Raw genomic sequence first — 18,086 nt, 5'->3', positions numbered from 1 at the left:
CAAAGTACGGAGTAAAACAAGTCAGACGTGCATTGTATCGGGTTTATAAGAAGTTAAAAAGTTTTCTGACTGGAAAGATATTCATCAATCGGTGATGGAAAAGTAAGCTCAGTAATCCGTTGCGGATTAACACGAAATATCAGCGAGTTGAAATCCGGACGGAACATCAGCGCCATACCGGATGCTGTTGCAGTCATGCCATGAAGCCATTTCCTGTATTTTTTTATTCACGTCACTGAACATAGCAGCAGACTGTCTGATGCCCGACTCAAGGTGCAGGGACTTCACTTCAAATATTTTGTGTTGTCGGTGTGCTTTCGCGTCCATACGTGCAATCATTTGTCCGTCTCGCAGTATCGGTAAGCAGAAGTAGCCGTAACGTCGCTTATTCTCTGGTGTATAACACTCCAGTTTGTAATCAAATTCAAATAGTTCTTTTGCTCTGCGCCTGTCCCAAACTGCGGGGTCAAATGGCGACAGAATTCTGGTTGCTTTCAGTGCGTTGGAAAGGGGAGGAGGATTGTGCAGGAGTTCAGAAAATTCCTGATGCACATAAAACTGGCGATGATCGCCCTCAATTCTGACGGGAATAAAATTACCCGCGTCTGCTTGCGCTTTCAGAAATGCCTGCAGATTTATATGTTTAAGGCGCATTCTGAAATAGTCAGGCACCCAGTCTGCACAACAAATACCAAGTGCTGCTACAGATTTGCTTAGCAAATAAGCTTCGCTGTCTTTTGGTGAATAAGGATTGTTTTCGTCTGACCACTCGGGCAGAACACGGGATGTCAGGTCGTAAACGCGCTGAAACTGATCGCGATCCCGAACCATTAATTGACCAGTTGTAAGTAAAACTTCAAGCGACTTTTTTTCCGGCTTCCAGTCCCACCAGCCGCTGTTGCCGTCGTTGCGACGTTCAAAATCTTTTGAGCGCATTGGCCCTGATTCTGAGATTTTTTTGAGAACCTTGCGAATGTTCTCTGATTGCTCATTCAGCCATCGGTGATTAAAGCGCCAGCCAAGGTGAGCCGGATCTAACATTTGATGCCGGAAATGGGCGAAATCTTCGATAGGAAGGAAGCTTGCTTCGTGTGCCCAGAATTCAAACAGCCTGGTTTCAACCAGAAGGTCGCGCAAAAACTCCGGTTGGTATTGCCCAAGTCTGGACCAGAGTACCAGATACGGGCTGCGCGCTACCACATTGATTGTGTCAATCTGAAGTACGCCCATTTTTTGTATGCATGAAAGTACATGCTCTTTCTGAGGCGTTCCTTGCGGATAGCGCAGCAGTCCTTGTGCGTTCAGGTGCAGGAAGCGCGCATGCCGTTGCGAAATTTCCTGCACGATCGTCATCAGAAATGCTTCAGGCCAATTGCGGATTTGACCTCGTCCGTCGTTTGCGCAGCAACCTCACGCGCACGAATCGTGCCCTGACGCAGAATTTCCAGTACCTGAGCTTTATCTTTAGCAAATTCTTCGCGTCGTTCACGAATTGGACCGAGTAATTCTTGCAGAATCCCTTCCAGCCGCTTTTTAACGACCGAATCACCGAGACCACCGCGAACGTAATGATCTTTCATTGCTTGCAGACCTTCTTTGTCGGGGTCAAACGCATCCAGATACATGAACGCGACATTGCCCTCAAGGTGACCGGGATCACTGACTTTCAGGTGCAGCGGGTCTGTGTAAATGTTGCGAACTGCTGCGGTGATTTCTTGTGCACTGGAGCAGAGATTAATCGCGTTGCCCAGTGATTTACTCATTTTCGCTTTGCCGTCAATGCCAGGCAAGCGGCCAATTTCCGGAACGAACGCTTCGCATTCAACCAGAACATCTTTATTCACCAGACGATTGAAGCGGCGCACAATTTCGTTGGTTTGCTCAATCATCGGGATCTGATCTTCGCCAACCGGAACAAGTGATGCTTTAAATGCGGTAATGTCAGCAGCCTGACTTACCGGATAGGTCAGAAAACCGGCAGGAATATCACGCTCAAAATTACGCATAACGATTTCCTGCTTGATGGTCGGGTTACGTTCCAGGCGTGAAACAGTGACCAGATTCATGTAATAAAAAGTCAGCTCAGTCAGTTCGGGAATCTGAGACTGAATAAAAATCGTTGTTTTCGATGGATCAATACCAACAGCCAGATAATCCAGAGCAACCTCGATCACATTGTTGTGAACTTTAACAGGGTTGTCCATGTTGTCGGTCAGCGCCTGCGCATCGGCAATCATGATGTATTGCTTATACTGATGCTGGTAACTAACGCGGTTGCGCAAACTGCCAACGTAGTGGCCGATGTGTAACGGGCCGGTAGGGCGGTCACCGGTCAGAATAAGGTGCTCTTTTTTTTCTGTTTGTATTGTTTCTTGCATAAGAATTTGTGTGAGCGAATAAGCTCAGTCTCGTAAGTAAATTGACCACTGATGTGTACGCTGATTGCGATCAGAATGCACACCGACGCTGGCTTTTGATCTGCAAATTGCAGATCCTGTCCTAATTTTAACCTGAAACATTGACGAAAACGGGGGATTGTCAATGCGGCCAGTGTTAGAATGCGCCGCATCCGGTTTTATCCGACATTCGTTTTGATTTAGGAAGCCTATCTTGAATTTTTCCGTACCTGAGAAACTCGTGATCGCGTCGCGTGAGAGTCCGCTTGCAATGTGGCAAGCTGAGCATGTCAGAGATCGCCTGAAAGCTTTATATCCGGCATGTGATGTCCAGATATTGGGAATGACAACGCGTGGCGACCAGATCCTCGATCGCGCCTTGTCTAAAGTTGGTGGTAAAGGGTTGTTCGTCAAAGAGCTGGAAGTGGCAATGAGCGAGGGGCGTGCAGATCTGGCGGTGCATTCCCTGAAAGATGTTCCAATGGAGCTACCGGATGGATTCGATCTGGCTGCCATTCTGGAGCGTGAAGATCCGCGCGATGCGTTTGTGTCTTCCGTGTATGCAAATTTATCGGAATTGCCCGCCGGCAGTATTGTTGGCACCAGCAGTCTTCGTCGTCAGGCAATGATTGCTCAACGCTATCCGCACCTTGAAATTCGTCCATTAAGGGGGAATCTCGGTACCCGTTTGCGTAAGCTGGATGAAGGCGAGTATGCAGCCATTATTCTGGCAGCAGCAGGCTTGAAGCGGCTTGGTATGCCAGAGCGAATTCGTGCAATTCTGGATCCGGAAGATAGTCTGCCCGCTGCGGGGCAGGGTGCCATGGCGATTGAAATTCCAGCCGGGCGGCCGGAAATTGCAGCGATTTTGGCTCCACTGAATCATACAGATACAGCGTTGAGTGTTCATGCTGAACGCGTCGTGTCTCGGGCATTTGGCGGTAGTTGCCAGGTACCATTAGCCGCGCATGTGGAAATTGCTGACGGGCAAGCGCGTTTCAGAGCGATGATTGCATCTGTTGACGGCGTCAATGTTGCCAAAGCTGATATGTCAGCGAGTGTTCAGGACCTGGATCAACTGACAAAAGCGATTATTCAGTCTTTAGAGGATCAGGATGCAGCAGCAATTCTCGCTGCTTGTCGCTCGGTTGCATAGTGATTGCGTGAGCTATCTCTGTTATGGCTAATCCGAAAGTCATTGTAACCAGACCGGACAGGCAGGCGCAGATTTTATGTGATGCTTTGTGCGCGGATGGATTTACGGCAGTTGCATTTCCAATGCTGGAAATTGTTGCGCTGGAAGACCGAGCAGAAATTGAGAAAGTCTGGCGTAATTTACAAAGATTTTCGCTGGTTGTGTTTGTTAGTCCAAACGCAGTGGACGCTTTTTTTGACAAACAATCAAGAGTATGGCCGCAAGACACTGTTGCGTCGGCTGTTGGTTTTTCAGGTGCCAAAGCGATCCGGCAATACCTGAACGGGCAAAGTGTTGAAATCCTTGCCCCTGGTCCTTCGGACAGGATGGATTCAGAAGCTTTGCTTGCGTTAATTGATGTAGCGCGGTTCAAGGGCAGAAAGGTATTGCTCGTAAGAGGTCAATCGGGTCGTGAGCTGTTACCTGAACAATTGACGGCGCGGGGTATGGAATTGGAAACGCTGGTTGCCTATCGCCGCTTGCCACCGGTATTCGATGCTGAGCGCGCGAAATTGCTGGTTTCTTTGTTGTCAGAACAAAACGATTGGATAATTACCAGCTCGGAATCACTGCGTTTCCTGATAAGCTTCGCAGAAAGACTCGGTGAAGATCGCGCATTCGTGGCAAAATTGCAATCGCAGCGGCTTTTTGTCCCGCATGTCAGAATTGCAGAAACTGCCAGGCAACTCGGGTTTTCCCGTATTGAGCTGACAGGTTCTGGTGATCAGAATTTAATGATCGCACTTTCAAACAAAGTATGAACGAACAGGAAAATCCAAACGGAGCGTCAGCTCCGACTACCGTGTCTCCGGTTGTCGCGCCTGCGATCGTCCATTCTCCGCAGGGGGGATGGGTTCATCCGGCATATGTTATGTCTGGTGTGCTGGCGATTCTGCTTGCAGCGAATTGGTGGACTTCTCAAAATCAGATTTCTTCGTTACGAGAGGAAGTTGCCCGTCGTTTGCAGACTTCTGATCTGAGCGGTAACGAAACCAGAGTAGTTGCAAAGAGCGCTCAGGAAACCGTAAAAGAAATGCAGGCAAAAATTATTTTGCTTGAAGGTAAGCAGTCAGAGGCGCAAAGTCAGCAACTGGCTCTGGAGCAGGTGTATCAGGATTTGTCTCGGAATCGAGATGAATGGGCACTTGCAGAAATTGAGCAAGTGCTTTCGACGGCAAGTCAGCAGCTTCAACTCGCTGGCAATGTACCAGGGGCGTTGATTGCACTGCAAAACGCGGATAATCGCCTTGCAAAGTCGGATAAGCCGCAGTTTATTGCGATTCGGAGAGCGATCGCTAAAGACATTGAGCGACTCAAGTCTTTGCCTGCACTTGATTTGCCTGGCATTGCATTGCGTCTGGATAGCGTGATCGCACAGGTTGATCATATCCCGCTCTGGTCTGCAGAAAAAACAGTACCTGCTGCTACGGCTCCAAAAGCGCCACTGCGGGTTTTACCAAAATCGAACAATGCTAAATTGGGTAAAAACGAGCAACCCGTAGCCGATGAGCTGACTTTCTCTGCGCGGCTTCAGGATGGATGGCAGAGCTTCTCTACTGAAATGTGGTCTGAATTGAGGCAGTTGATTCGTGTGCGAAATGTTGAGCATCCGGATGCATTGCTGCTGGCTCCTGAGCAAGCCTATTTCGCTCGCGAGAATCTGAAGCTGCGATTGCTGAATGCAAGGCTGGCGCTGCTGTCACGAAATGAAGGTGTTTTTCGCAATGACATTATCCTTGCTCAGGATGTGCTCGGTAAGTATTTCGACAGCAGGGCCAAACAAACCCAAACAGTACAAACTTTGTTAAGACAAATTCAGGGTAGTAATTTGTCAATTGAAATGCCGAATTTATCTGAAAGTCTGACAGCAGTCCGTAATTACAAAGTGAAGCCCTGATTATGCGTATTTTTATTCGCCTACTGGTCTTATTCACTTTTGCCGTGGGGTTGGCAATTGGCGCAAGGTACAACCCGGGCAATATAGTGGTTTTCTTTCCACCTTACAGAATAGACCTGTCACTGAATCTCGCAATCATTGCTATCCTGTTTTTATTTGTCGCTTTGCATATTGCATTAAATGCTCTTGAATCGGCTCGTAAAATGCCTGCGAGGGTTGCGGAGTATCGTCAGGGTAAGAAAGAGCGTGATGCAAATAAAGCACTTCGTGAGTCTATACGTACCTTGTTTGAAGGTCGTTTTGGCTATGCGGAAAAAGCTGCGAGTCGAGCTGCGGAGTTGCCGGAGAACAGTAGTATTGCTGCGCTTATCGGAGCGCGTGCTGCACATCACATGGGACAGTTCGGGCGGCGTGACGAATGGCTGGAGAACGCAGCATCAGATGCCAGTCACAAAGTTGCACGACTGGTGACGTCTACGGAATTGCATGTTGATCAGCATGATTCTGAAAAAGCACTTGAGTCAGTGAGGGAATTGCAAGCAAACGGCAGTCGCCACATTCAGGTTTTGCGTTGGGCGCTGAAAGCAAACCAGCAGGCTCGTCGCTGGCAAGATGTTTTAAAGCTAGTAAAGACGCTGGAGAAGCATCATGCAATTCACCCGGCACTTGCGGCACGCTTAAAAGATTTGTCATATGAAGATTTACTGAAAGATCATGGGCATGACGGGGAGTCATTGAAGCGTGTCTGGTTTGAGATTCCTTCTGCCGAGAGAAAGCGCGCCTCTATTGCACTTCATGCGGCTGTGGCATTTAATGACCGCGGACTGTTTGATGAGTCCCGTCTGGTTGTGGAAAAAGCGATGGAAGAGAAGTGGGATGAGCGCTTACTGAAACCGTATCGTGATGCTGCTGCACCAGAAGGATCCGCAGCCTTGTTGAGCCAGATCGAAAATTGCGAACGCTGGGTAGCAGAGCATCCTTCCGATGCAGAACTGGCGTTGACGCTGGGTACTCTTTGCAACCGGCAAAAACTTTGGGGAAAAGCACAACGACATTTTGAGCAGGCAATTGATGATGCAATTGCTGGCGAAACTGTTCGTGAAGCTAATCTTAAACTTGCTCAACTGTTTGAATCGCTCGGTCAGGAAGAGGATGCTGCGCGTTGCTACAAACGCTGTGCGCTGGCGACCAGTCTTTAAGCTTTTTTGTTGCAACGCGCCAAACTCAGTTAAATCCCGATATAATCGCTAATCGTCTGTTTTATTGACTAAATTTTCTATCAGAAAGAAAGCAATGAGCCTGAATAATGTGCCTGCAGGGCGTGATGTGCCAAATGACTTTAACGTCATCATTGAAATTCCGATGAACTCTGATCCGATCAAATACGAAGTGGATAAAGAGTCTGGCGCAATTTTTGTTGATCGTTTCATGGGCACTGCGATGCATTATCCGTGCAATTATGGGTATGTTCCGCAAACTATCGCTGGTGATGGCGATCCTGTGGATGTATTGGTTATTACTCCATTCCCGCTGTTGCCAGGCGTAGTAGTGCGATGCCGCGCGGTTGGTATGCTGCGTATGACCGACGAAGGCGGTTCGGATGCAAAAGTTCTTGCTGTTCCGGTTGATAAATTGCTGCCGATTTATAGCAATATTCAAAAGCCTGAAGATCTGAATGAATTAACTTTGCGTCAGATACAGCATTTCTTTGAGCACTACAAAGATCTGGAAAAAGGCAAATGGGTCAAAGTTGAAGGATGGACTGGCGCCGAAGAAGCTAAACAGGAAATCCTGGATGGCGTGAAAAATTTTGCAGACGCTGACAAATAAGTTCTCAAAGTACAATAAAAAAAGCGCGATGAATATTCATCGCTCTTTTTTTATTGTGCTTTAAATTGTTCGTTAAATTTTAACGTAAAAAATAATATAAACCGATACACGCAATCGCTATGACAATGGCGACAATGCTAACCCAGGGCAATGCATTCCCTGTTTCCGGTGTCGCCCCTGCGTCGCCGTTTTTTCTTTTCCGTTTAAGCTTTCTGTCACGCTCGAGAAATTGTATCAACGCAGCCGACATTTCACCTGCTGTCTGATATCGCTGTTTCGGGTCTTTTTGCATTGCCTTCACAATAACTCTGACTAATTGCTCTGGCACATTTGGTGCATAATTTGCGATTGGTTTTGGTGACTTGTGAATGATTTGCTGAAGTAGTTTATCCATATCCTGACTTGGAAATGGTTTCACGCCAGCAATTAATTCGTACAAGACCGCTCCAAGGGAGTAAATGTCTGTTTTTTCATCAACATTTCGACCCATTGCCTGTTCGGGCGACATATAGTTTGGTGTACCCATCACATTATTGTGGAAAAGGGTAGCTCCACTGGTATTCCCCGGGGTGTGGACTCTATTAGGTGCACGTGCAATCCCAAAATCGACCACTTTGGGTTGCCCGTTGGGTAAGACAAAAATATTGCCTGGTTTAATATCTCGGTGAATTACACCGTTCTGGTGTGCAAAGTGCAGAGCTTCAGCAATTTTCTGAACGATATTAGCAGCTTCAATAATATCGAATTTTCTGCCAGAGTTCAGCTCACCCCTTAAATCGCGTCCCGGAAGAAACTCCATTGCAATAAAAGTGGTGCCATTCTCAACAGATGTGTCGAAAATGGTAACTATGTTCGGGTGTGATAAGCGACCAGCCGCGCGGGCTTCATTAATAAACTGTTGTTCCCGAGACTTCCTTTCGGCTGGATTTGCCGGCGGAGTTAAAATTTTGATCGCAACGTCACGATCAATGACAGGATCATGCCCTTTGTAGACAGTGCCGTCTGTGCCACTCCCCAGTTTTTCGGTAAGCAAAAAACGTCCTGCCCGTTTGTTCAACGGTGTGAGCGAATTCGGGTCTTTTTCGAAGTTTGATTCTGATTGCATGTACGGAGGATGCACTGAACCTTACAAAATTTCAAGTCTGCAGGTCAGTGAATACGCAAATTGTTAATTCAATGACACAAGGTATGCACACATACTCCGAATTTCATCGAAATTTAACCTGAATACAACTACGGATGCCATCTTCCGGCACTGGTTGCTGATTCGAAAAAATCTCCTTTTCAGGCTGTTTTTGTATGCCCGGAGTGAGCATGCGATAATGGTAGCTTCTTTGCTGACCGGTTTTTTGAATTAGATATGAATTTAAAGATAGCAGTTGCACAAATAAACAGCCTTGTTGGTGATCTGGCCGGAAATGCAGAAAAAATTTTTCAGGCAGCATCTCGGGCTTCAACCGATAGCTCGGATATTGTTGTTACTCCAGAGCTTAGTATTGCGGGCTATCCACCTGAAGATTTATTGCTGCGGCCGGGATTTTACAGGCAATGTGAACAAGAACTTTATAAACTAGCTGAAAGGCTCGCGGTTTTTCCCGGTCTCCATGTCCTGGTAGGACATCCGGCTGTTGCCGGTCACGATTACTTTAATGCAGTTTCTGTGCTGGCGAATGGCGCGATAAAATGCACTTATCTCAAGCACAATTTGCCGAATAATATGGTGTTTGATGAAGTCCGCTATTTCTCTGCGGGCAATTCCGCTTGTGTATTTGATGTAAAAGGTACGAGAGTCGGTATCAATATCTGTGAGGATACCTGGTTCCCTGATGCTCCGGCAATGGCCAAGGCCGCTGGTGCTGAAATTCTGTTAGTTCCAAATGGTTCTCCTTATCACATGGGTAAGCAGGCGCAACGCCTGGATGTGATGCGTAAAAACGTCTGTGAACAGGGGCTTGCGTTAGTCTATTGCAATCTTGTTGGCGGGCAGGACGAGTTGGTTTTTGACGGTAGCTCGTTTGTTTTGAATTCGGACGGTGCAATCGTTACTACCCTTTTGCACTGTGCGGAAGACTTTGGTCTAGTTGAATGGAATGGAAAAGCATTTTCCAGTAATAAGTCACTGAATCCGGTGCAGTCGCAGGAAGCAGATGTATACCAAGCGCTTGTTCTGGGGGTGAGGGATTACGTCAGTAAAAATGGTTTCCCGGGCGTGCTTCTTGGCCTGTCCGGTGGTGTTGATTCAGCTTTGACGTTGGCAATTGCGTGTGATGCGCTTGGTGCTGAGAAAGTCCGGGCGGTGATGATGCCATCTCCATATACAGCGGACATTTCGCTGACTGACTCTCGGGACATGGTTCGGCGTCTCGGTGTGCGTTACGACGAAATATCGATTAATCCATGTTTTGATGCTTTTAATGCAACGCTTGCGCAAGAATTTTCGGGTTTGCCTGTAGATACTACCGAGGAAAATATTCAGGCGCGAATCAGGGGAACGATCCTGATGGCAATGTCGAACAAGTATGGCTCAATTGTGCTGACGACTGGTAATAAAAGCGAGATGGCCGTGGGTTACTGTACCTTGTACGGCGATATGGCTGGTGGCTTTGCGGTAATTAAAGATATTGCAAAGACACTCGTGTATAAGTTATGTCATTACAGAAATAGTTTATCCGAGGTGATTCCTGAACGTATTATCACGCGCCCGCCGTCAGCAGAGTTGCGTCCGGATCAGAAGGACCAGGATTCTTTGCCGGAATACGAAATTCTCGACGCTATCATGCGTATGTATATGGAAGAAAATCAGTCGCGCGAGGCAATTATTGCGACAGGATTTGCTGCCGAAGACGTTGAGAAAGTGACGCGTCTGATTAAGCTGAACGAATATAAACGACGTCAGGCACCAGTGGGGATACGTATAACGCATCGTGCATTCGGTCGTGACTGGCGTCATCCGATTACATCTAAATTCAGAGACTAAGTAGCATAGGAGTGCAACATGAAACAAATTACCGCAATTATCAAACCATTTAAGCTGGATGAAGTGCGCGAAAGTCTGGCTGAAGTAGGGGTTACCGGTTTGACTGTGACCGAAGTAAAAGGTTTTGGTCGTCAGAAGGGCCATACAGAACTTTATCGTGGTGCAGAGTATGTCGTCGACTTTCTGCCAAAAATAAAGGTCGAAATTGTAGTGGATGACAAGATCGCCGATCATGCGGTTGATGCGATCATCAAGGCAGCACACACTGGTAAGATTGGTGACGGCAAAATTTTTGTGCAAAATGTTGAGCAGGTCATTCGTATCCGGACTGGCGAGACCGGTCCGGACGCTGTCTGATAAGATATGTCTTCAGTCCGGCGTCAGATTATCCGGGTTGTAACATTATTCGCGGTATTAACTCCCGGAATAAGTATGTCTGCGGATGTTCCGGGGGTGACGCCGGCGCAGATTGTGATCGGGCAATCTGCCGCGTTCTCCGGACCGGCAGCAGAACTTGGTACGCAATATCGGGCAGGAGCTCTGGCCTATTTTGATTACGTCAATACAATCGGGGGCGTTCATAAACGTCAGATTCGTCTGCTGACCCGAGACGATCAGTATGAGGCGGATCACGCCGCTGCGAACACAAGAATACTGATTGCAAAAGAGAATGTATTTGCATTGTTTGGCTATGTCGGTACACCTACCAGCAATGCGGCAATTCCGATCGTGAATGCGGTCCGGATTCCGTTTTTTGCACCGTTGACTGGTGCGTCCTCGATGCGTGAGCCATTCAACCGGTTTGTTTTTAATATCCGTGCAGGATATAACGATGAAACGGAATTTCTGATTGACCGTTCTGTAAGAATGGGAATTCGGAAGATTGCCGTTTTTTATCAGAATGATGCCTACGGTCTTGCTGGTTTAGCCGGCATCGAAAATGCACTCAGAAAACGTAATCTGAGTCTGGTCGAAACGGCGACAGTCGAGCGTAACAGTACGGATGTGGGTGCAGCCGTTCAGCGGCTGATGCTGAAGAAGCCAGAAGTCGTTGTTCAGATCAGTGCGTACAGTTCCTCTGCAGCGTTGATACGACAAATGCGTGATCGTGGATTTGCCGGACAGTTCTACAACGTTTCATTTGTCGGTGGTCAGGCCTTGATGGATTTGCTTGGTAAAGATGCGCATGGCGTCGTGATATCTCAGGTTGTTCCGTTTCCATGGACAACGGCAAATCCTCTGGTGAATGAGTACGCAGCCGTAATGCGAAAAGCTGGCTATGAACAGTTGAATTTTTCCAGCTTTGAGGGCTATATCGCGGCAAAAGTGTTTGTCGAGGGGCTGAGGAGGGCAGGCCCTGAACTGACGCGTGAGAAATTCATTTCAGCACTTGAGACCATCAATACGCGGACTTACGCCCTTAGCGGCTTTGATATTCAGTTTTCTCGAACCAGTCATAATGGTTCCAGGTTTGTTGAAATGACGGTAATCGGGGCAGACGGCAAGTTCAAAAACTGAATTTTGTACCACCTTCGCCAAAATGTATGCCTACGGCCTGTTTGGCAATTATCTCTATGATTGCAGTAAAACGATCAGGGCGCCAGATCCGCCGTCTGCGGCTGTTGCCTGCGAAAATGCCAGAACTTCCTCTTTCTGTACCAGCCATGTTCTGACTTTGTGCTTCAGAACTGGTTCTTTATTCATCGAGCCATTTCCTTTGCCATGAATAATGCGTACGCAGCGTGTCCCGTTTTTGCAGCATTTTCTCAGAAACTCTCCGAGACTTTCTCTGGCCTGATCGCGACGCTTCCCATGCAAATCCAGTTGCGCCTGAATAACCCAGTTGCCTTTACGTAATTTTCTGACGACATCAGGGCCTACCCCCGGGCGGGCATAGCTCAGTGCTTCATCCGTTTCCAGCAAGGACTCAGCGTCAAATTCATCAGAAAGGGACTCCATTAACGCCGCCTGCTCATCAGCGATATGCTGAAACGGCAGTGGAGCAGGGCGTTGAGTTTCCGGTACGTGACGTTGCACTGTACGTACCGGTGTGACGCCGGCCACTGCAGTTCTGAAAATGTTAGCTTCTGCAGCTGCCTTACGCATTTCTTCTTCACGTAAGGCTCTTTCGCGCGCTTTTTTCTCACTTTCTGCTTTTAACTGAGCGGAAAGTGACTTGAGATCAGCGAAATTTTTCAGATTTGCCATAGCCGTCCGTGAGCGATATCAGTGTTCTTCCAGATAACGTTGCGCATCCAGTGCAGCCATACAGCCTGTGCCTGCGCTGGTAATCGCCTGACGATAAATATGATCCTGCACATCGCCAGCTGCAAATACGCCCGGAATATTGGTTGCCGTTGCCATACCTTCGTTGCCCATGCGGGTCTTGATGTAGCCATTCTGCATGTCCAGCTGACCATCAAAAATACCGGTATTTGGTTTGTGGCCGATTGCGATAAATACGCCATGCACAGGCACATTGGTGACGGTACCTTCTGCAGAGCGGATATCTACTGAGGTAACGCCGCTGTTATCACCTTTTACTTCATCCAGTGTGTGGTTCCATTTAACTTCAACTTTGCCTTCGGCGACTTTTGCCATCAGACGGTCGATCAGGATGGCTTCGGCGCGGAATTTGTCGCGACGGTGAATAACAGTCACTTTGCTTGCAATATTCGACAAATACAGTGCTTCTTCAACCGCTGTATTGCCACCGCCAACTACGGCGACTTCTTTACCGCGGTAGAAGAAACCGTCGCAAGTTGCACATGCAGACACACCTTTACCCATGAATGCTTCTTCAGAAGGCAAACCGAGATATTGCGCAGATGCACCTGTGGCGATGATCAGCGAGTCACATGTATATTCACCTGCGTCACCGATCAGACGGATTGGTTTTTCTGTCAGTTTTGCGGTGTGGATGTAATCGAAAATCATTTCGGTATTGAAACGCTCGGCATGCTGCAGGAATCGTTGCATCAGTTCCGGGCCCTGAACACCGTTCGGGTCTGCAGGCCAGTTTTCAACGTCAGTGGTAGTCATCAACTGACCGCCTTGCTCAACACCGGTAATCAGAACCGGATTCAGATTTGCCCTGGCAGCGTAAATAGCGGCCGAGTAGCCCGCCGGGCCAGAACCTAAAATCAGGACACGTGCATGTTTCGTTGTCGCCATGGATAAACCTGTCAAAAATGGAAGTGTAAAAAAGCCCGCTGCAGCTTCAGTGTCAGGGGGCATAAAGCACTGCACCCGATCGGGCGGCGCTCAGCAGGCCGAATTATAGACCAAGCGGCGGCAAACCGCTGAGCGGGTTTGCTGCAGCACAGGCTTACATGCTATCTTGTCATTTTGCTGTTGCAGCATGCATTTCAGGTTTTTATGACATCAGGAAACGAAGCTTATAAACGTACAGAGAAGACAACAGCATTGCCGCCGTTGCCTGGCAGGATGTTTGTTCTGCTGATGGAGGCGCGCTGGATTATCTTCGCCGCGCTGACCATTTGTCTGGTGCTGATTCTTGGCAGCTATTCAAAGCTTGATCCGGGCTGGTCTCAGGCGCGTGATGTGCTGCACGTCCATAATCTGGGTGGCAAGTTCGGTGCCTGGCTGTCAGATGTTTTGTTTTACGTCTTCGGCGCTTCCGCCTGGTGGTGGATTGTCGGTGGTGTCAGGCAAGTGATGGTTTCGTACAGGACTTTATCAGGCCGGCTTGCATTAAAGCCGGAACTGGATGAGGACAAGGAAAACCTTCTGCACATCATCGGTCGTAAACTGGGTTTCGCCATGATCCTTACCGGATCGATGGGGATTGAGTATCTGCGTTTGTATTCGCACAAGCTGCCATTGCCGCTGGAACCGGGCGGAGTACTCGGAAATATCGTTGGCAATTTACTGCAAGGAGTACTCGGCTTCACCGGTGCGACACTGCTGTTGTTGCTAATGCTGGCGCTGGGCCTCAGTTTGTATTTTCAAATGTCGTGGCTGACCATTGCAGAGAAAATAGGCGCGGGCGTTGAGTGGTTATTTGTATCGGTACAGGATCAGATTGCGGCAGCAGAAGACCGCCGAATGGGACAAACCGCAGCAGTAAAACGTGAAGAAGCCATTGTTCAGGAGCGCGCTAAGATTACCGAGGCTGCACCGGTACGCATAGAACCACAGGTGGTTGCGGTACAAAAATCCGAACGGGTTGAGAAAGAGAAGCAGGTGTCGCTGTTCAATGAACTGCCGGACACCAACCTGCCGCCGCTGGGTTTGCTGGATGAAGCGCCGCCTGCGCAGGAAACGGTCAGTGTTCAGACACTGGAATTCACCAGTCGCCTGATTGAGAAAAAACTTTCCGATTTTGGCGTCGAGGCCAAAGTCGTTGCGGCCTATCCGGGGCCTGTTATTACCCGTTATGAGATTGAGCCTGCCACCGGAGTCAAAGGCAGCCAGATTGTGAATCTGGCGCGCGATCTCGCGCGTTCACTTGCACTGACGTCGATTCGCGTGGTGGAGACAATTCCGGGCAAAAATTTCATGGGCCTCGAATTGCCGAATCCTAAGCGTCAGATTGTGCGTCTGACTGAAATTCTCGGCTCGAAAGTTTACAACGACAGCCAGTCCGCACTGACTGTGGCACTGGGTAAGGATATTGCCGGTAATCCGATTGTCGCGGACCTCGCTAAAATGCCGCATTTGCTGATTGCTGGTACGACCGGCTCCGGTAAGTCGGTCGGTATTAATGCGACGATTTTGTCGCTGCTGTATAAGTCGGATCCGAACGATGTGCGGATGATTCTGATCGATCCGAAAATGCTGGAAATGTCGGTGTATGAAGGGATTCCGCATTTGCTGGCGCCGGTTGTCACGGACATGCGGCAAGCAGGCCACGCGCTGAACTGGGCGGTGTCGGAAATGGAACGTCGCTATAAGCTGATGTCTAAGCTTGGCGTGCGTAATCTGGCCGGATACAACGCAAAGATCGCCGAAGCTAATCGCAAGGAAGAAAAAATTCCTAACCCGTTCAGCCTGACACCGGATGCGCCGGAGCCGCTGGATAAGTTGCCAACCATTGTCATCATTATTGATGAGCTGGCAGATCTGATGATGGTGGTCGGTAAAAAGGTGGAAGAGCTGATTGCGCGTATCGCTCAAAAAGCCCGTGCAGCCGGTATTCACTTAATTCTGGCAACGCAGCGTCCGTCGGTGGATGTGATTACCGGTCTGATTAAAGCGAATATTCCAACCCGTATTGCGTTTCAGGTCAGCAGTAAGATCGATTCCCGTACGATTCTTGACCAGATGGGCGCGGAAACCCTGCTTGGTATGGGTGACATGCTGTACATGCCGCCGGGCACTGCATTGCCGATTCGCGTTCATGGCGCTTTTGTGTCGGATGACGAAGTACATCGCGTGGTGGAGCATCTGAAAGAGCAGGGCGAGCCGAATTACATCGAAGGTATTCTGGAAGGCGGTACGCTGTCCGAAGAAGGCGGTGCAGCAGCAGGCGGTGGTGCAGAAGGCGGTACGGAGTCAGATGCTCTGTACGACCAGGCGGTGGCGATTGTTCTGAAGAACCGCCGCGCTTCGATTTCTCTGGTGCAGCGCCATTTGCGGATTGGTTACAACCGCGCTGCCCGTTTGCTGGAGCAAATGGAAGCCTCCGGCGTGGTCTCTTCTATGCAGTCAAATGGCAATCGCGAAATTCTGGTTCCTGCAGGGAATAATCAGGAATAAGTAAGCAGGAATAAATAAGCAGGCAAAGTAAGTCAATTCGAAAGGAATTCTTTTGCGTCGTATGTTGATGAAAGCCGGTTTGCTGATGGCAACCGCATCGGGTTTATTGTTTTCGCAAGCGGCATTTGCTTCTGCCGTTGAGCAATTTCGCCAGTTTGCTGCACAAACAAAAAGTGCTAAAGGCGAGTTTGTGCAGCAGCAGGTGCGCATGACGAATGGCGCGCCGAAAGTGACAAAAACGCTCAGCGGTAATTTTGTTTTTGCGCGTCCGGGTAAATTTATCTGGATTTATCAAAAGCCTTACGAGCAAGTGCTGCAGGCTGATGGCGACAAACTTTTTTTGTACGATAAAGATTTGAATCAGGTCACGATACGGGATCTCGGCAACTCACTTGGCTCCAGTCCGGCAGCGATATTGTTCGGTGTTTCCGGTACGGCTGAACTGGACAAGAATTTCACACTGAAAGAAGCCGGTCAGAAGCAGGGTATGGAATGGCTGGATGCGATTCCCAAAGCCAAAGATTCCCAATTTGAGCACATCGGCGTGGGAATGAAAGATGGCTTGCCGTATGCGCTGGAATTGCGCGACAGCTTCGGGCAAGTTTCTCTGGTCACGCTGAAAAACATGGAGAGAAACCCTGCGCTGAAGCCGGATCAGTTTAAATTTGTGGTGCCAGCCGGTGCCGACGTACTGCGTCCGTAAGCGGTATGAATGATTTGTTTTCGCAGGAACAGCAGGCACCGTTAGCGGAAAGCCTGCGCCCGAAAAAATTGTCAGATGTGGTCGGGCAGAGTCATTTGCTGGGCGAAGGCAAGCCGCTGCGGCTGGCTTTTCAGTCCGGCAAGCCACATTCCATGATTTTCTGGGGACCACCCGGCGTGGGTAAAACCACGCTGGCCCGCTTAACTGCCCATTCTTTCGATTGCGAATTTATTGCGTTGTCGGCGGTATTTTCCGGCGTCAAAGATATTCGCGCCGCGATGGAGCAGGCTGAGCAATATCTGCAGCGCGGCCGACGCACGATTCTGTTTGTCGATGAGATTCATCGCTTTAATAAGTCGCAACAGGATGCGTTGCTGCCTTACGCGGAAAGCGGACTGATTACCTTCATTGGTGCAACCACCGAAAACCCTTCATTTGAAGTCAATTCTGCGTTGCTGAGCCGTGCGCAGGTCTACGTTCTGAAATCGCTGACGGATGACGAATTACGCCAGTTGCTGGAACGTGCCCGCGCAGAAGTGATTCACGATTTAGCGTTTGATGAGCCAGCAATCCAGATTCTGATTGGTTACGCAGACGGCGACGCCAGACGATTTCTGAATTTGCTGGAGCAAATCGCTTCCGCAGCATCTGCCGCCGGAAAAACACAGATTAATGCTGAGTTTTTACAAAATGCGCTCAGCCTCAACAGCCGCCGTTTCGATAAGGGCGGTGACAATTTTTACGACCAGATTTCGGCATTGCATAAGTCAGTGCGTGGCTCTGATCCGGATGCAGCACTGTACTGGCTGTGTCGTATGCTGGACGGCGGCGCGGATGCGCAGTATCTGTCGCGCCGCATCGTGCGCATGGCATGGGAAGATATCGGCCTTGCTGATCCGCGCGCGATGCAAATCGCCAATGATGCGGCGACCACGTTTGAACGGCTTGGCAGCCCGGAAGGTGAGCTGGCGCTGGCACAGGCGGTGATTTATCTGGCGGTTGCTGCAAAAAGTAATGCGGGGTATATGGCGTACAAACAGGCACGCGCTTTTGTGAAGCAGGATAGAAGCCGGGAAGTGCCGATTCATTTGCGCAATGCACCGACCAAACTGATGAGCGAGCTTGGCTATGGCAAGGCTTATCGCTACGCACATGATGAGCCACACGCTTACGCGGCAGGAGAAAACTATTTTCCTGACGGTATCGAGAAGCCAGACTGGTACCAACCAGTACCGCGCGGTCTGGAGCTGAAGATCGCTGATAAGCTGGCTTTTTTACGCAAGCTGGATCAGGAGAGTGAGTAATTCTGTAATGCAGAACAGTATTTTTGTGGCTTTAGCTGCAATTGAACAAGGTAATGAAATCTG

16 protein-coding genes are annotated in these 18,086 nt (G+C 49.0%); 11 read left to right on the top strand and 5 right to left on the bottom strand.

Annotated features, from left to right (window positions below; all coding sequences use genetic code 11):
* Nucleotides 1-126 precede the first annotated feature (126 nt).
* Both IE092_RS01905 and trpS read right to left on the bottom strand, forming a co-directional pair.
* Nucleotides 127-1,353 (bottom strand): winged helix-turn-helix domain-containing protein, encoded by a 1,227-nt coding sequence (locus IE092_RS01905; protein WP_189355311.1) that lies wholly within the window; start codon nt 1,351-1,353, stop codon nt 127-129.
* The gene (gene trpS / locus IE092_RS01900) at nt 1,353-2,378 is read right to left on the bottom strand and encodes a tryptophan--tRNA ligase (RefSeq protein ID WP_189355310.1); all 1,026 of its coding nucleotides are present in this window, start codon (nt 2,376-2,378) and stop codon (nt 1,353-1,355) included. The genes IE092_RS01905 and trpS overlap by 1 nt, the downstream gene beginning before the upstream one ends.
* A gap of 289 nt (nt 2,379-2,667) precedes the next feature.
* Here trpS and hemC point away from each other — a divergent pair, with 289 nt between their 5' ends.
* From hemC to ppa, 5 genes are all read left to right on the top strand, one after another.
* Complete coding sequence (gene hemC, locus IE092_RS01895; RefSeq protein WP_229793024.1) at nt 2,668-3,552, top strand: hydroxymethylbilane synthase; 885 nt, start codon at nt 2,668-2,670, stop codon at nt 3,550-3,552.
* A gap of 23 nt (nt 3,553-3,575) precedes the next feature.
* Nucleotides 3,576-4,352 carry a uroporphyrinogen-III synthase gene (locus IE092_RS01890; RefSeq protein WP_189355308.1) on the top strand — a complete coding sequence of 259 codons (777 nt, stop codon included), beginning with the start codon at nt 3,576-3,578 and terminating at the stop codon, nt 4,350-4,352.
* On the top strand, nt 4,349-5,488 hold the full coding sequence (locus IE092_RS01885; protein ID WP_189355307.1) for a uroporphyrinogen-III C-methyltransferase: 1,140 nt from the start codon (nt 4,349-4,351) through the stop codon (nt 5,486-5,488). The genes IE092_RS01890 and IE092_RS01885 overlap by 4 nt, the downstream gene beginning before the upstream one ends.
* 2 nt (nt 5,489-5,490) lie before the next feature.
* The gene (locus IE092_RS01880) at nt 5,491-6,687 is read left to right on the top strand and encodes a heme biosynthesis protein HemY (RefSeq protein ID WP_189355306.1); all 1,197 of its coding nucleotides are present in this window, start codon (nt 5,491-5,493) and stop codon (nt 6,685-6,687) included.
* Between the two features lie 94 nt (nt 6,688-6,781).
* On the top strand, nt 6,782-7,318 hold the full coding sequence (gene ppa / locus IE092_RS01875) for an inorganic diphosphatase (protein ID WP_189355305.1): 537 nt from the start codon (nt 6,782-6,784) through the stop codon (nt 7,316-7,318).
* Between the two features lie 79 nt (nt 7,319-7,397).
* On the opposite strand, the gene IE092_RS01870 is transcribed toward ppa, so the two are convergent.
* The gene (locus IE092_RS01870; RefSeq protein ID WP_189355304.1) at nt 7,398-8,423 is read right to left on the bottom strand and encodes a serine/threonine protein kinase; all 1,026 of its coding nucleotides are present in this window, start codon (nt 8,421-8,423) and stop codon (nt 7,398-7,400) included.
* Nucleotides 8,424-8,678: 255 nt separating this feature from the next.
* Between IE092_RS01870 and IE092_RS01865 the strand changes: the two genes are divergently transcribed.
* The 3 genes from IE092_RS01865 to IE092_RS01855 all read left to right on the top strand — a co-directional run bounded on the left by IE092_RS01865 (nt 8,679) and on the right by IE092_RS01855 (nt 11,813).
* Entirely contained in the window at nt 8,679-10,295 is a 1,617-nt protein-coding gene (locus IE092_RS01865; protein ID WP_189355303.1) for an NAD+ synthase, read from the top strand.
* A gap of 18 nt (nt 10,296-10,313) precedes the next feature.
* Nucleotides 10,314-10,652 carry a P-II family nitrogen regulator gene (locus IE092_RS01860; RefSeq protein ID WP_189355302.1) on the top strand — a complete coding sequence of 113 codons (339 nt, stop codon included), beginning with the start codon at nt 10,314-10,316 and terminating at the stop codon, nt 10,650-10,652.
* Between the two features lie 75 nt (nt 10,653-10,727).
* The gene (locus tag IE092_RS01855; RefSeq protein WP_229792973.1) at nt 10,728-11,813 is read left to right on the top strand and encodes an ABC transporter substrate-binding protein; all 1,086 of its coding nucleotides are present in this window, start codon (nt 10,728-10,730) and stop codon (nt 11,811-11,813) included.
* 54 nt (nt 11,814-11,867) lie between these two features.
* Here IE092_RS01855 and IE092_RS01850 read toward each other — a convergent pair whose 3' ends face one another.
* Both IE092_RS01850 and trxB read right to left on the bottom strand, forming a co-directional pair.
* The gene (locus tag IE092_RS01850) at nt 11,868-12,503 is read right to left on the bottom strand and encodes a Smr/MutS family protein (RefSeq protein ID WP_189355300.1); all 636 of its coding nucleotides are present in this window, start codon (nt 12,501-12,503) and stop codon (nt 11,868-11,870) included.
* Nucleotides 12,504-12,521: 18 nt separating this feature from the next.
* Nucleotides 12,522-13,469, bottom strand: coding sequence for a thioredoxin-disulfide reductase (gene trxB / locus IE092_RS01845; protein ID WP_189355299.1), 948 nt, complete (start codon nt 13,467-13,469; stop codon nt 12,522-12,524).
* A 204-nt stretch (nt 13,470-13,673) separates the two neighbouring features.
* On the opposite strand from trxB, the gene IE092_RS01840 reads away from it, so the two are divergent.
* From IE092_RS01840 to IE092_RS01830, 3 genes are all read left to right on the top strand, one after another.
* On the top strand, nt 13,674-16,016 hold the full coding sequence (locus IE092_RS01840) for a DNA translocase FtsK (protein ID WP_189355298.1): 2,343 nt from the start codon (nt 13,674-13,676) through the stop codon (nt 16,014-16,016).
* A 61-nt stretch (nt 16,017-16,077) separates the two neighbouring features.
* Nucleotides 16,078-16,719, top strand: coding sequence for an outer membrane lipoprotein chaperone LolA (gene lolA / locus IE092_RS01835; protein ID WP_189355759.1), 642 nt, complete (start codon nt 16,078-16,080; stop codon nt 16,717-16,719).
* A 5-nt stretch (nt 16,720-16,724) separates the two neighbouring features.
* Complete coding sequence (locus IE092_RS01830; RefSeq protein WP_189355297.1) at nt 16,725-18,023, top strand: replication-associated recombination protein A; 1,299 nt, start codon at nt 16,725-16,727, stop codon at nt 18,021-18,023.
* The last annotated feature ends 63 nt before the right edge of the window (nt 18,024-18,086 follow it).

Source organism: Cognatundibacterium squillarum (assembly GCF_014652435.1).
In the GTDB taxonomy this organism is placed as follows: domain Bacteria; phylum Pseudomonadota; class Gammaproteobacteria; order Burkholderiales; family Burkholderiaceae_D; genus Undibacterium; species Undibacterium squillarum.
This window is presented reverse-complemented; position numbering and strand designations above follow the sequence as displayed.

Bases quoted from the DNA above. Each gene is read 5' to 3' on its own strand.
- IE092_RS01905 (WP_189355311.1), bottom strand. From the start codon at position 1,353: ATGACGATCGTGCAGGAAATTTCGCAACGGCATGCGCGCTTCCTGCAC.
- trpS (WP_189355310.1), bottom strand. From the start codon at position 2,378: ATGCAAGAAACAATACAAACAGAAAAAAAAGAGCACCTTATTCTGACC.
- hemC (WP_229793024.1), top strand. From the start codon at position 2,668: ATGTGGCAAGCTGAGCATGTCAGAGATCGCCTGAAAGCTTTATATCCG.
- IE092_RS01890 (WP_189355308.1), top strand. From the start codon at position 3,576: ATGGCTAATCCGAAAGTCATTGTAACCAGACCGGACAGGCAGGCGCAG.
- IE092_RS01885 (WP_189355307.1), top strand. From the start codon at position 4,349: ATGAACGAACAGGAAAATCCAAACGGAGCGTCAGCTCCGACTACCGTG.
- IE092_RS01880 (WP_189355306.1), top strand. From the start codon at position 5,491: ATGCGTATTTTTATTCGCCTACTGGTCTTATTCACTTTTGCCGTGGGG.
- ppa (WP_189355305.1), top strand. From the start codon at position 6,782: ATGAGCCTGAATAATGTGCCTGCAGGGCGTGATGTGCCAAATGACTTT.
- IE092_RS01870 (WP_189355304.1), bottom strand. From the start codon at position 8,423: ATGCAATCAGAATCAAACTTCGAAAAAGACCCGAATTCGCTCACACCG.
- IE092_RS01865 (WP_189355303.1), top strand. From the start codon at position 8,679: ATGAATTTAAAGATAGCAGTTGCACAAATAAACAGCCTTGTTGGTGAT.
- IE092_RS01860 (WP_189355302.1), top strand. From the start codon at position 10,314: ATGAAACAAATTACCGCAATTATCAAACCATTTAAGCTGGATGAAGTG.
- IE092_RS01855 (WP_229792973.1), top strand. From the start codon at position 10,728: ATGTCTGCGGATGTTCCGGGGGTGACGCCGGCGCAGATTGTGATCGGG.
- IE092_RS01850 (WP_189355300.1), bottom strand. From the start codon at position 12,503: ATGGCAAATCTGAAAAATTTCGCTGATCTCAAGTCACTTTCCGCTCAG.
- trxB (WP_189355299.1), bottom strand. From the start codon at position 13,469: ATGGCGACAACGAAACATGCACGTGTCCTGATTTTAGGTTCTGGCCCG.
- IE092_RS01840 (WP_189355298.1), top strand. From the start codon at position 13,674: ATGACATCAGGAAACGAAGCTTATAAACGTACAGAGAAGACAACAGCA.
- lolA (WP_189355759.1), top strand. From the start codon at position 16,078: ATGTTGATGAAAGCCGGTTTGCTGATGGCAACCGCATCGGGTTTATTG.
- IE092_RS01830 (WP_189355297.1), top strand. From the start codon at position 16,725: ATGAATGATTTGTTTTCGCAGGAACAGCAGGCACCGTTAGCGGAAAGC.